This window comes from Azonexus sp. (genome assembly GCF_030824335.1).
Classification (GTDB): Bacteria; Pseudomonadota; Gammaproteobacteria; order Burkholderiales; family Rhodocyclaceae; genus Azonexus.
The window spans coordinates 21,261-34,065 of sequence record NZ_JAVBXX010000040.1 but is presented as its reverse complement, the minus strand read 5'-3'; the positions used below and the strand labels follow the sequence as shown (position 1 = coordinate 34,065).

The 12,805-nt window shown below is 59.6% G+C and carries 11 protein-coding genes; 5 read left to right on the top strand and 6 right to left on the bottom strand.

What is annotated here, in order from left to right:
- Positions 1 to 144: 144 nt before the first annotated feature.
- Positions 145 to 1,107, top strand: a complete 963-nt coding sequence (locus RCI20_RS16340) for a hypothetical protein (RefSeq protein ID WP_373691534.1) — start codon at positions 145 to 147, stop codon at positions 1,105 to 1,107.
- Positions 1,108 to 1,123: 16 nt separating this feature from the next.
- On the opposite strand, the gene RCI20_RS16335 is transcribed toward RCI20_RS16340, so the two are convergent.
- On the bottom strand, positions 1,124 to 2,062 hold the full coding sequence (locus RCI20_RS16335; RefSeq protein WP_306607378.1) for a diguanylate cyclase: 939 nt from the start codon (positions 2,060 to 2,062) through the stop codon (positions 1,124 to 1,126).
- A 220-nt stretch (positions 2,063 to 2,282) separates the two neighbouring features.
- Here RCI20_RS16335 and ppk1 point away from each other — a divergent pair, with 220 nt between their 5' ends.
- From ppk1 to RCI20_RS16315, 4 genes are all read left to right on the top strand, one after another.
- The gene (gene ppk1 / locus RCI20_RS16330; protein WP_306607376.1) at positions 2,283 to 4,364 is read left to right on the top strand and encodes a polyphosphate kinase 1; all 2,082 of its coding nucleotides are present in this window, start codon (positions 2,283 to 2,285) and stop codon (positions 4,362 to 4,364) included.
- A 96-nt stretch (positions 4,365 to 4,460) separates the two neighbouring features.
- Positions 4,461 to 4,814, top strand: coding sequence for a YkgJ family cysteine cluster protein (locus RCI20_RS16325; RefSeq protein ID WP_306607374.1), 354 nt, complete (start codon positions 4,461 to 4,463; stop codon positions 4,812 to 4,814).
- 560 nt (positions 4,815 to 5,374) lie between these two features.
- On the top strand, positions 5,375 to 7,231 hold the full coding sequence (locus tag RCI20_RS16320) for an autotransporter domain-containing protein (protein ID WP_306607372.1): 1,857 nt from the start codon (positions 5,375 to 5,377) through the stop codon (positions 7,229 to 7,231).
- Between the two features lie 82 nt (positions 7,232 to 7,313).
- Positions 7,314 to 8,171, top strand: coding sequence for a DMT family transporter (locus tag RCI20_RS16315; RefSeq protein ID WP_306607370.1), 858 nt, complete (start codon positions 7,314 to 7,316; stop codon positions 8,169 to 8,171).
- A gap of 35 nt (positions 8,172 to 8,206) precedes the next feature.
- Here the strand turns inward: RCI20_RS16315 and RCI20_RS16310 are convergent, their stop codons facing one another.
- From RCI20_RS16310 to RCI20_RS16290, 5 genes are all read right to left on the bottom strand, one after another.
- Entirely contained in the window at positions 8,207 to 8,638 is a 432-nt protein-coding gene (locus RCI20_RS16310; protein ID WP_306607368.1) for a cupin domain-containing protein, read from the bottom strand.
- A 31-nt stretch (positions 8,639 to 8,669) separates the two neighbouring features.
- Positions 8,670 to 9,032 carry a hypothetical protein gene (locus RCI20_RS16305; protein WP_306607366.1) on the bottom strand — a complete coding sequence of 121 codons (363 nt, stop codon included), beginning with the start codon at positions 9,030 to 9,032 and terminating at the stop codon, positions 8,670 to 8,672.
- 109 nt (positions 9,033 to 9,141) lie between these two features.
- A complete protein-coding gene (locus RCI20_RS16300) occupies positions 9,142 to 9,963 on the bottom strand; it encodes a crotonase/enoyl-CoA hydratase family protein (RefSeq protein ID WP_306607364.1) in 822 nt (273 codons plus the stop codon).
- A 71-nt stretch (positions 9,964 to 10,034) separates the two neighbouring features.
- The gene (locus tag RCI20_RS16295; protein WP_306607362.1) at positions 10,035 to 11,834 is read right to left on the bottom strand and encodes an acyl-CoA dehydrogenase C-terminal domain-containing protein; all 1,800 of its coding nucleotides are present in this window, start codon (positions 11,832 to 11,834) and stop codon (positions 10,035 to 10,037) included.
- A gap of 22 nt (positions 11,835 to 11,856) precedes the next feature.
- Entirely contained in the window at positions 11,857 to 12,804 is a 948-nt protein-coding gene (locus RCI20_RS16290; RefSeq protein ID WP_306607360.1) for a nitronate monooxygenase family protein, read from the bottom strand.
- Position 12,805 lies beyond the last annotated feature (1 nt).

Below are 12,805 nucleotides of genomic sequence, written 5' to 3'. Positions count from 1 at the left end.
CAAGACTCCGTGATGAAGAGCGCCGATCATAGCCCCGGCAGAAAAAGCACGAGCAATAAATGGGTAATAAATTGTTTCCCGACAAAACGGGATACCGTCTTTTTACTTGTATCCAACTCTGCCTTTTGTAATACTCAACCTCTTATGATCAATGTGCTTCAACTTGACTGCGTGCCAAATAAGGACGAAATCCTCGAAGAGGGCACCCGCCGCGTCATCAGCGGCGAAGAGCGCGTCTTCTACGACGGCTACTGGATCAAGACATACAAGGTACCGGCAGATACGCTGGAGGCGAAAAAACGCCTGATCGACGCGCTGACCCGGCGTCTGTTCAACCATACCGAACACGGCCTGAATATTCCGGGCACCCGCCTGACTGAAGCACGCGCCGCGTTCGAAGCAGAAACCGAACCGAACCGCCGCCGCATCAAGGGCGCCATGCTGGCCGGTGCGCTGTTCAACCGGGCGGCCGACATTTTCCGAAAACTGGTCGAATTGCAGGCCTGCGGTATCGAAATCCTCAGCGACAATCCCCTGATGCGCGAGTGCGGGCGCTGCCTGCTCGAAGCGATGGAACTGGGGCGCAATGTGCTGCATCGCAGCGGTGAAGAAGGCATCGACGAGTTGTGGGGCGAGCCTTTCCGCGCTTTCTCCATTCCGCTGGAAGATTTCTACGAAAGCCGTTACATCAAGATCGGCCAGACGATGCGCGACATTGACCGCATCGCCCGGACCATGATCACCAATCTGGCACAGCTACCGGCTTTCCAGGGCGTCGAATCAGCAATCAACGATCTGGCCAACGCGGCCAAGATCAAGACGGAAACCCTGCGGACCGACCCGGATATTTTCGACGTCTGGTCCATCATGGTGACTGCCGGCGAACGCCTGGCCAACCTGACGCCGCATCCGGTAGCGGCGGATTCAGCAGCGATGAAACACGATGTTGCCGAGGGTCTGGTCCTGATCCGCCAGGGACGCGACCTGATTTTCTACATCACTCGCGCCAGAACGCCGATGCCCAAGAGCACCAACGACTTCATTGCTCGTTGCGAAACCTACCTGAACTGCGGCCACACGCCGATCACCGATTTCCGCCAGGACTGAACAAGCGCAGCACGGCTCAGTCGCCTGCCAAGCGATTGCGTCCTTGGCTTTTGGCTTTGTACAACAATTCGTCGGCCAACCGAAATACCTGTCCGACCGAGCCAATGGCCGGTGACATACAGGCCGCCCCGGCCGAAACCGTCACGATGCCCCAAGCCGCATTCGCTTCATGCGGAATGGCCAGCGCAGCAATGGCTTCGACAATGCCCAGTCCCAGACCAACATGCACGCCTGAAACTGCCTCGGGAATGACCACGGTAAATTCCTCACCGCCATAACGGGCGACAAAAGCGCCGGGGACCATCTGATCTTCACTGGCCGCCCCGACAACCCGCTCAATACAGCCAGCAACGGTACGCAAACACTCGTCGCCGGCCTGATGCCCATAGAAATCGTTGTATTTCTTGAAATTATCGACATCGATCATCAACAGGCTGAACGGCTTGCCAAAGCGCACCGCATCTTCCCATAAAGCATCGACGCGCAGGTCCATCGCCCGCCGGTTGAATAAACCGGTCAAACCATCACGATTGGCTTGATCCTGCAATTTCGCATTGGCCTGCGCCAAACGCTGCCGCATTGCCGCGATACGCGCCAAGGCCTTCATCTTCGCCTGCAACACGCTTTCTGAAACGCTCTTCGAGATGAAGTCGTCACCACCGGCTTCAATCGCCGTCACCAGATTGGTGTCGGTATCCGTTGCCGTGACAAAAATGATCGGTGTCCAGGCCCACGGCTCGTGACCTTCCAGTGCGCGAATCCGCGTCGTGGTTTCAAAACCGTTCATTCCCGGCATCTCGATATCCATCAGCACGAGATCGAACTGGTCGCGCTGGAAAAGCTCAATGGCCAGTTGACCATTGATCGCATGCCTGACCTCATGGCCGAAGGACTCGAGACGAGCCGTCGTGACCAAGGCAATGGCACGCGAATCGTCGACTAGAAGGATCTTCATCGTTTTTCTGGAACTGTCGGGGTAATCTCATTTAACAGAATACCTGTTAGCCAAGGCTACCGGTAGCACTTTAGTCATACAAGCACCTATCCCAAAGCGGTAAGAAAACGCATCATGCGCTGAGCCAAAACGTGACCAGCGTCATCATCCGGTAACATTAGTGCAACAAAATTAGCGGCTTGAAGCCTATACTTGAGAGATTGCTTCCGGAGCATGCGCAATGATTAATACCGCCCTGACCCCCCGTTTTCCGGCCGAAAACTACCTGAACCGTGAACTCGGTCTGCTCGCCTTCAACCGGCGTGTCCTGGCCCAGGCCGAGGATGACCGGATGCCGCTGCTCGAACGCCTGCGCTTCCTGTGCATCGTCTCCAGCAACATGGACGAATTTTTTGAAATCCGGGTTTCCGGCCTCAAGGAACAGATTCGCGCCCGCACTTCCGGTGTCACCATCGACGGCAAAACGGCCCAGGAAACCTTCCGCCTGGTCTCCGCCGAAGCCCATGCCATCGTCACCGAACAATACCAGCACCTGAACGACGTGATCCTGCCGGCCCTTGCCGAACGGGGTATCCGCTTCCTGCGTCGCTCGACCTGGACCGAAGCCCAGCGCGAATGGATACGCGACTACTTCCAGCGCGAGATGGTGCCTGTGCTGACGCCGATCGGACTCGACCCGTCGCACCCCTTCCCGCGCGTGCTCAACAAGAGCCTGAATTTTGCCGTCGAACTGGAAGGCAAGGACGCCTTTGGCCGCAGTTCCAATATCGCCATCGTCCAGGCGCCGCGCGTACTGCCGCGCGTCATCCAGGTGCCCGAAGAACTGGCCGGTGTCGAATACGGCTTTGTCTTTCTGTCCTCCATCCTGCACGAATTCGTCAACGAACTGTTCACCGGCATGACGGTGCTCGGCTGCTACCAGTTCCGCGCCACGCGCAATTCCGACCTGTTCGTCGACGAGGAAGAAGTCACCAACCTGCGCACCAAGCTGCAAGGGGAACTACCGCAGCGCCATTTCGGCAACGCGGTGCGCCTGGAAGTCGCGGACAACTGCTCGCCAGCGATCACCGAATTCCTGCTGTCGCAATTCGGCCTGCAAGCGGTTGACCTGTACCGCGTCCAGGGGCCGGTCAACCTGGTTCGCCTGATGCAGGTGCCGGACTGGGTCGACCGCCCGGATATGAAGTTTCGTCCATTCACCCCCGGCATCCCGAAAGGTCTGGCCAAAGGTGCCAACATTTTCGACAGCATCCGCAAGGGCGACATCCTGCTGCACCACCCCTACCAGTCGTTCGCCCCGGTCATCGAGTTGCTGAATCAGGCGGCCACCGACCCCAGCGTCGTCGCCATCAAGATGACGGTTTACCGCACCGGCACCGATTCGGTGCTGATGCAGTCGCTGCTGCGCGCCGCCCAAAGCGGCAAGGAAGTCACCGTGGTGGTGGAACTGATGGCGCGCTTCGACGAAGAAGCCAACATCGTGTGGGCGACCAAGCTCGAAGAAGTCGGCGCCCATGTCGTTTATGGCGTGGTCGGCTACAAGGTGCACGCCAAGGCACTGCTCATCGTGCGCCGCGAAGACAGCGGCCTGAAACGCTACGCCCACCTCGGCACAGGCAACTACCACCCGCGTACCGCCCGCATGTATTCCGACTTCGGCTTGATGACGGCCGACGAGGAAGTGACCCACGACGTCAGCGAAGTGTTCAAGCAACTGACCGGCCTGGGCAAGGCACGAACGCTGAAGCACCTGTGGCAGGCGCCTTTCACACTGCAGCAGAATGTCGTGATCGCCATCCAGGCCGAAGCCGAAGCCGCACGTCAGGGACACAAGGCGCGCATCGTCGCCAAGATGAATTCACTGGTTGAACCGGAAGTCATCAATGCACTTTATGAAGCCTCGCAGGCCGGCGTTGAAATCAGCCTGATCGTGCGCGGCGTCTGCATGCTGCGTCCCGGCGTTCCCGGCCTGTCGGACAAGATTCGCGTCCGCTCGATCATCGGCCGCTTCCTCGAACACCACCGCATCATGTACTTCCACGCTGGCGGCAAGGAAAACGTTTATCTGTCATCCGCCGACTGGATGGACCGCAACTTCTTCAAACGCATCGAACTCGGTTTTCCGGTACTTGATCCAAAGCTGAAAAAGCGTGTCATCACCGAAGGCCTGAAGTTTTATCTGGCCGACAACCAGCAGGGCTGGGACATGAATTGCCAGGGGGTTTACCAGCGTCGCCGCTCAACGCGCAGCAAACCGCACAATGCACAGGGCGAACTGATGGTGACACTTGGCAGCAATTGAGTTCCAGGAATATGGGGCGGGCGTTGACCGGCAGAATATTGCGGTCAACGCCTGTTCGGCACCAATATTCCAAAGCTGCGAGGCAGCGAAAAACCGATGACCCGAAATAGCCGGGAAATCCGTTTTTTCCGTCGACATATTCCACTGATGCACTGCATCCCCGGTTGCCACGACTGCTGTGGCCCGATCACTGCATCCAGTGAAGAAATGGCCAGGCTGCCGGCAAAAAATGAAGCCGACCGATCTGCCGCACTGGCCGAACTGAACTGCTCCTACCTCGGCACCAAAGGTTGTGAAATCTACCTGGAGCGCCCATTGGTCTGCCGACTGTTCGGCACGACAGCAAAACTTGCCTGCCCGCACGGCAGACATCCCGAACAGATGATAGCGCCGGAGATTGAAAACCGGATTTTTCAGTATTTCGCCGACAACCGGCACGTTTTGCTGTGACGCCCCCGCACAGGAAACGTCGTGGGGAGCACGGCAGCCCTGAATTTCATTAATTTTTCAGCCCAAAGCAAAAAAATGTTGCATTGCACCATAATCAAGCGCATAATTTGCTCTGTCTCCTCCATTTCCTCCAAGAATGGATTTATGCCCGCCTAGTGCGGGCATTTTTTTTGCCATGGAGACCTGCGATGCCACTTTGCCGCCCCTTTTGTAATTTTCGTGTAAGTTACGCAACCGAAAATGCTTTACCCGTTGTCCATCAGACGACACCCGAATTCAGGGAGGGGGAGACAAATGGAAGAAAGCCCGCACTAGACGGGCTTCTTTTATTTCCGGGCCAGGCGCAAAACGCGCGAATTCAGCCATAATCCGCGCCAGTCTTCGCGGAAGCGCAATCCATCTACCAGCTACCCCATCACTCGTCACTCCGTGGCTTGTTATAAGCTGACTTGCATCCGCGTCCCCCTGATAACAGAGGCGAAGCGGAATTGTTGCGCAAACAGTTTGCTGCAGACAAAGAGATGATCCCGATCGATATGATTTGTGAAAGGTCATACCAAGTGTTTCCAGATCACGGTTTCAAGTTGAAAAAATGCGCAGCGATTTCCCTGTTGCTGGCGAGTGCCTTGAGTAATGCGCAAGCCGGGGATTATTCAAATGTCTATTTCTTCGGCGACAGTCTCACCGACTCGGGCGTCTATGCGCCGACACTGACCAACCCGGCCTACAATCATTTTTCCACCAACCCGGGACTCGTCTGGTCGCAGCAGCTTGGGTTGCGTTATGGCCTTTCGGTCAGCCCGGCCTACGCAGCGGCCAATCCAGCCCCTTACGTTTTCAACAGCATCCAGAACGGCAATAATTTTGCGGTGGGTAATGCGCGGGTCAATGCCGCACCGAAGAATCCCCAATACGTCAATGTGCCACCGCTCAGCCGTCAGCTTGACGACTTGCTTGCGCGCGGGCCGCTCGATAGCCGTGCGCTCTATGCGATCTCTGGTGGGCCCAACGATGTCTTTGCCCAGATATCTGCGGCCAGCGATGCAGCGGCCATAACCGGGATTGAGCGCGCGGCGAATGATTTGACGGCGCAGGTAACCCGCCTGCAGTCAGCCGGCGCTCAGCATCTGATTGTGATTGGCATCATGAATCTGAGCAAAGTCCCGGTAGCCTCGATGCCAAGCCAGATCCCCGACCCAGTCCGACTGGGCAAACTGGTCTCGACATTCAACGCCAGCCTTGAGTCCGGCCTGGCGGGCAAGAATTTGCTCTATTTCAATACCGTCAAATTGCTCGACACGCTGATCGCCAATCCTGCGGCTTATGGGTTCACCAACGTCCTGGATGCCGCCACGCTGCAATCGATCGGCCGCGCACCTGACCCCGGCAAGGAAACGGGTTATCTGTTTGCCGATGTCGGACACCCGTCAGCCCAGTTTCACAAAATCGAATCCGACTGGATTTACGCGTCGCTCGAAGGTGCCAGCCGGGTCGGCTTGCTGTCGCAAGTGCCGCTCGGTCGTTCCGGCGCCCAATGGCGATCGATCGATGGCCGCCTCAACGAGTTCCAGAATTTCGGCTACCAGGGGCAAGGTTTCTTCGTGACCGGGGATCATGCCGCGTCGAAAACCAATGCACATGCCGGTTCGCCCTCTGCGGACGGTTCCGGCAACAGCCTGATCATGGGTTATGAAAAAGCCTTCAGCAAACAGCGCTTTGCCGGTGTCACCCTGGGTTATGGCAATGCGCCGTTTGATCTGGGCAACCATCAAGGCTCAGTCAGATACAACGAATGGGCGCTTTCAGCCTTTGCCGCACAAAAGTTTGGCGCGTTTTACGCCAATGCGCTGGCCTCCTACGCCTGGCTGGATTACACAAGCAAGCGCAACGTTGCACTGGGGCCGTTCACCACCCGCGAACGCGGCGAGACACGCGGCAGACAGTTCGGTGCAAAAGCCCAGTTTGGCTATAACTTCACCCAAGGCAGCCTGGTCCACGGCCCGCTTGTCGGATTGGCCTGGGAACGTGTCAAGGTGGATGGATTCAAAGAGCAATCGGGTGGCATCAGCGCGCTGGCTTTTGGCGATCAAGTCCGTGAATCCTTGCGTTCCCGCCTTGGCTGGCAGATGGCGCTGGAAACCGAATGGTCAGCCGTCAAGGTCCGTCCCTACGTCCAGCTGACCTACGACCATGAACACAAAAAGGACGAGCGCACCTACCGCGCAGGCTTTGTCGGTACCAACTCGGCGCTGGCGATGCCGACGCGCAACCGTACCGGGGGTTATGGCACCTTGCTGGCCGGCTTCAGTGCCGAATTGAGCCAGGGCAAACGCCTGGGGCTGGGTGCAATGACCACCCTGAGTCAGCCGGGTGCGAACAATACGGCGATCAATCTGACCTTGAGTACAACGTTCTGATTGAGTGACAAGTTGCCGACAAGCCGGATCAGGCGCGCGAATTCGGCCATAATCCGCGCCTGTCTTCGCCATAGCGCAAACCATGTACTACCTGCTCGTCGTCAACCTGCTCTGGGCCTTTTCTTTCAGCCTGATTGGACAATACCTTGCCGGCCAAGTAGATAGCGACTTCGCGGTACTGATCCGGGTTGCCATTGCCGCCCTGATCTTCCTTCCCTTTACCTCCTGGCGCGGCTTGCCGAAACCACTGGTCGGCGGTTTCTGGCTGGCTGGCGCACTGCAGTTCGGCATCACCTACCTGTGCCTGTATCGCAGCTTCAACGTATTGAGCGTTCCCGAAGTCCTGCTCTTTACCGTATTGACCCCGATTTACGTCACCCTGCTCGACGATGCCATGGAACGTCGCTTCAACTGGTGGGCGCTGCTGGCCGCGCTGGTCGCCGTCAGCGGCGGCGTGTTGATCCGCTTCCAGCCATTGAGCGGCGATTACCTGGCGGGCTTTCTGTTGCTGCAACTGGCCAACCTCACTTTCGCCGCAGGTCAGGTGCTGTGCCGCCACCTGCTCGCCCGTTACCCGACAGAGTTGCCGCTTTACCGTTTCTTCAGCCACTTCTTTTTCGGTGCCCTGCTTCTGGCGCTGCCGGCCTTCCTGATTTTCGGCAATCCGGACCGCCTGCCGCAAACGGCGATGCAATGGGGCGTCCTGACGTGGATGGGCGTCTTCGCCACTGCACTCGGCATGTTCTGGTGGGTCAAAGGCAGCACACGGGTTGATGGCGGCACGCTGGCCGTGATGAACGAACTCCATGTCCCGCTGGGGCTGCTGGTCAATCTGCTGATCTGGAACCGGGACGCCGACCTGCAGCGCATCGCACTTGGCGGCAGCGTGATCGTCCTTTCCCTGTGGATCAACCGCTTCGCCCGCCGACAACACGCCTGAAACGCTGCACAGGCTTCGACCGGCCAGCCGGAATCTTATTTCTCCAGCACCACGTTCTGCGTGCCTTCGGCCCCCATGTGCACCGACAGGATACGCACAACACCTGTGCCGGCATTGCTTCCTCGATGGACGGTCTGCATCGTCTCCATCATGGCTTCTCCCTGTCGAAACACCCGCTTGCCCGCTGCGCCGTAATCGACCGTCACTTCGCCTTCCAGAATGTAGGCAAACATCGGTGCCGGGTGACGATGGAAAATCGTCTCTGCACCGGGTGCAATCGTCACGATATTGGCCGTCACCCGGGCCGGCCCGGTAGTCGGATACGCAATACTTTCCCCCATCACGGTCGTACTGGTCGATAACAACTCCTGCGTCGGGTAGGCCTGCGCCCAAGTCGCCAGCGGGGCAAAAGCCAGGGCAAGAAAAACTGCCACCGACGGGAGATTTCTTGAGGACTTATTCAACATATCAGTTCCTTCCGGATAAAAATTTTCCCGGCTAACGCAGCCAGGTAATGATGGCAAAAACTACCACGCCGACATTGCAGATCAGCAAGGCCAGCATACGCCGGCGGTTGGTTTCGACGCGGGCAATCAACTGGGCATTCTGCTCGGCCAGCGACTGGACGACTTCGCTGGCGGCGAGCATCTGTGCGTGCAGCTCATCGACCCGCACCTGCAAGTTGGCGATTTGCTCCTCCGGCGTGGCCCCACTACTGCTCACCGGTGTATTTGTTGCGGTCGACGCCCTGCTAGCCACCTTTTTCCACAACTTCCTGGCACCGTCCGCCACCGCTGGCGCATTGCTGATCACGTCCGACCAGGGAACATTCGAGAGTATCGTCATCCAGCCAATGGCCATGCGGGTTCCTTTGCGATTGTCGTAGAGGCCAAGCATAGCAAGCCTGGCCTCGTTGGAAATTCTCTTTTTCGGCAGGTCGACCGCAGGATTTCAAGAGTAACTACCGCTGTCAGTCGGCGAAGCTCGGTGGACGGCGTTCGCGGCTGGCCTGCATGGCTTCGCGCAGGTCGGCCGAGAGCAGCATGGCGGCGTTCCAGGTGGCGACGTGGTTGAGGCCATCGGCGACGCTGTGGTCGCGGCTGTAGTTGAGGATTTCCTTGCTGCCGCGGATGGCCAGCGGTGATTTGCCGGCAATCCGACGGGCGATGGCGAGTACGCCGTCGCGCAGGGTGTCGGCATCGGGCCATAGCTGGTTGACCAGGCCGCTGCGCAGCGCTTCGTCGGCGCCGAGGTCGCGGCCGGTGTAGGCCAGTTCGCGCGTCAGGCCGGGGGCGATCAGGCCGGGCAGGCGTTGCAACGAGCCGACGTCGGCGACCATGCCGATATCGATTTCGCGCACCGAAAACACCGCGTCAATGCTGGCGTAACGCATGTCGCAACAGCAGGCGAGATCGAGCCCGCCACCCAGGCAGGCGCCCTGGATGGCGGCGAGCACCGGCTTGCGGCAGCGTTCGATGGCGCTGAGACAGTCCTGCAGGTCGAGGATCAGCCGACGCAAGGCTTCACGGCTGCGCGCCTCGTCCGGATTGGCGATGCGCGCCATGATGCCGCCGAGCATGGCGAGGTCGATGCCGGCGCAGAAATGTTTGCCGGCACCGGACAGCACGACGGCGCGTACCGCCGGCGTGGCGTCGGCCCAGTCGAAGGTGGTACGCAGTTCCTGCCATAGAGCGTCATCAAGGGCGTTGGATTTGTCGGGGCGGTTCAGGCGCAGTTCAAGGACGCCGTCGGTGCAGCTGGGTTCAATGACTGTCAGTTCAGGGATGTGCATGGCGAACTCCAAAAAAACACCCCCGACAGGCGGGGGTGAAGCGCAGGGTTGGAGAAAATGCTGCCAAAAAATCAGGCGTCGAACAGTTCGCTGCCCAGCCCGGCAATCGCCGCATCGCCAGCCATCACGGTGGCAGCGTAGGCGTTGGCCTGGGGCAGCATCTGGTCGGCGTAGAAACGGGCGGTGGCAATCTTGTTGCGGTAGAAGGCCTGGTCACCCTCGCCCTTGTCGAGGTAAGCAGCGGCAGCCAGCGCGGCCTTGCCCATGAACCAACCGCCGCAAACGGTGACGGCCAGATGCAGGTAAGGCACTGCTGCGGTCAACACGCCGCCGAGGCTGGTTTTGGCGTTGGCCGCCAGCCATTCGGTGGCTTCGGTCCAGGCCTTGAGGGCGACGCCCAGGCGCTGGCCGATGGCCTGCAGTTCCGGCTTGCCGGAGGCACCGAGCGCCTTGGCGGTGGCGTAGACTTCGCCGAAAACGATCTTTGCCGTCGCGCCCTGATCGCGCATCAGCTTGCGGAACAGCAGGTCGTTGGCCTGGATGCCGGTAGTGCCTTCGTAGATGGTGGTGATGCGCGAATCGCGCCAGTGCTGCGCGGCACCGGTTTCCTCGATGAAGCCCATGCCGCCGTAAATCTGGACGCCGAGCGAGGTCACTTCGATGCCCATTTCGGTGCCGCCGCCCTTGACGATGGGAATCATGAATTCGGCCAGGTACAACGCCTTCTTGCGCTCCTCGGCGTCGGCCAGCACATGCGCACGGTCGAGCAGGCCGGAGGTGTAATAGGCCATGGCGCGGCAGGCTTCGACGCGCGACTTCATCAGCATCAGCATGCGCCGGATGTCCGGGTGCTTGTCGATGCTGACCAGCGCTTCGCCGGTGACGGCATCGCGCCCCTGCTTGCGATCCCGGGCGTAGCCGAGCGCCTGCTGGTAAGCGCGCTCGCCGAGCGCAATGCCCTGCAGGCCGACGCCGAGGCGGGCTTCATTCATCATGATGAACATGTATTCGAGGCCGCGATTCGGTTCGCCGAGCAGGTAGCCGATGGCGCCGCCATTGTCACCATAGGCCATGACGCAGGTCGGGCTGGCGTGGATGCCGAGCTTGTGTTCGATGGACACGCAGTAAGCATCGTTGCGCGCACCGAGCGAGCCGTCAGCATTGACCATGAACTTGGGCACCAGGAACATCGAGATGCCCTTGACCCCGGCCGGTGCGTCCGGCAGGCGGGCGAGCACGAGATGGACGATGTTCTCGGTCATGTCGTGGTCACCGTAGGTGATGAAGATCTTCTGGCCGAACACCTTGTAGCTGCCATCGCCCTGCGGCTCGGCGCGCGAGCGGATCAGCGCCAGATCGGAGCCGGCGTGCGGCTCGGTCAGGTTCATTGTTCCGGTCCACTCGCCGGAAATCATCTTTTCCAGGTAGATGGCCTTGAGTTCGTCGCTGGCGCAGGTCAGCAGCGCTTCGACAGCGCCGGTGGTGAGCAAGGGACCGAGGCTGAAGGCCATGTTGGCCGAACAGAGCATTTCCTTGATCGCGATGCCCAGCGTGTCGGGCAGGCCCTGGCCGCCGAATTCGGCCGGCGAGGTCATGCCGTTCCAGCCGGCGTCACGGTACTGGGCGTAGGCTTCCTTCCAGCCGTTCGGCGTGGTCACGCCGCTGGCGGTCAGCTTGCAGCCTTCCTTGTCGCCGGTACGGTTGAGCGGGGCCAACACTTCGCCGGCAAAACGGGCCGATTCGTCGAGAATGGCGTCAGCCAGATCGGGGGTTGCCTCCTCGAAACCGGGAAAAGAACTCAACTCCTTGAAACCGGCCAATTCGTCCATGACGAAACGCATGTCCTTTACCGGGGCACGATAGTCATTCATTGCTTGTCTCCTTTTGATCTTTTTAGAACGGATTGCTGCACAACGCCGCCTTGGCGCTGCGGTATTCCTGTTGCAGGCGGGCCACCAGTTCGGCGGTCGGCAATACGTCGCCAATCGTGCCGACGCCCTGCCCGGCACCCCAGATGTCTTTCCAGGCCTTGGCATCGCGCGCGCTGCCAAAGCTCATCGCCGTCTTGTCCTTGACCGGCAGATCGTCGGGATCGAGGCCGGCGGCGACGATGCTCTTCTTCAGGTAATTGCCATGCACGCCGGTGAAATACGGCGTGTACACCACGTCGACCGCAGCAGAATCGATGATCGCCTGCTTGTAGGCAGCAACGGCATTGGCTTCCTGCGTGGCGATGAAGCGCGTGCCGATGTAGGCGAAATCGGCACCCATGGCCTGTGCCGACAGGATGGCATTGCCGTTGGTGATGGCGCCGGACAGCGCAATCGGGCCGTCGTAGAACTTGCGGATTTCACCGACCAGCGCAAACGGGCTGAGCGTACCGGCGTGACCGCCGGCCCCGGCGCAGACCAGGATCAGGCCGTCGACCCCGGCTTCCAGTGCCTTTTCGGCATGGCGCACGCTGATCACGTCGTGGAACACCTGGCCGCCGTAGGCATGCACGCGCGGCACGATGTCGTTCGGCGCGCGCAGGCTGGTGATGATCAACGGCACCTCGTGCTTCACGCACAGGTCCATGTCGTGATCCAGACGTTCGTTCGACTGGTGGATGATCTGGTTCACGGCAAACGGGGCGGCCTGTGGATCGGCCGCGAGTTCAGCCTTGATGCGGATCAGCCAGTCGTCGAGCAACTCCTTCGGCCGGGCGTTGAGCGCCGGGAAGGAACCGATGACGCCGCTCTTGCACTGGGCGATCACCAGGTCGGGGTTGGAAATGATGAACATCGGCGCGCAGATGACCGGCAGCGTCAGGTTCTTGTTCAATGAGGCGGGAATGGACAAA

Bases quoted from the DNA above. Each gene is read 5' to 3' on its own strand.
- RCI20_RS16295 (WP_306607362.1), bottom strand. From the start codon at position 11,834: ATGAATGACTATCGTGCCCCGGTAAAGGACATGCGTTTCGTCATGGAC.
- RCI20_RS16325 (WP_306607374.1), top strand. From the start codon at position 4,461: ATGACCCGAAATAGCCGGGAAATCCGTTTTTTCCGTCGACATATTCCA.
- RCI20_RS16315 (WP_306607370.1), top strand. From the start codon at position 7,314: ATGTACTACCTGCTCGTCGTCAACCTGCTCTGGGCCTTTTCTTTCAGC.
- RCI20_RS16340 (WP_373691534.1), top strand. From the start codon at position 145: ATGATCAATGTGCTTCAACTTGACTGCGTGCCAAATAAGGACGAAATC.
- RCI20_RS16310 (WP_306607368.1), bottom strand. From the start codon at position 8,638: ATGTTGAATAAGTCCTCAAGAAATCTCCCGTCGGTGGCAGTTTTTCTT.
- RCI20_RS16335 (WP_306607378.1), bottom strand. From the start codon at position 2,062: ATGAAGATCCTTCTAGTCGACGATTCGCGTGCCATTGCCTTGGTCACG.
- RCI20_RS16305 (WP_306607366.1), bottom strand. From the start codon at position 9,032: ATGGCCATTGGCTGGATGACGATACTCTCGAATGTTCCCTGGTCGGAC.
- RCI20_RS16300 (WP_306607364.1), bottom strand. From the start codon at position 9,963: ATGCACATCCCTGAACTGACAGTCATTGAACCCAGCTGCACCGACGGC.
- ppk1 (WP_306607376.1), top strand. From the start codon at position 2,283: ATGATTAATACCGCCCTGACCCCCCGTTTTCCGGCCGAAAACTACCTG.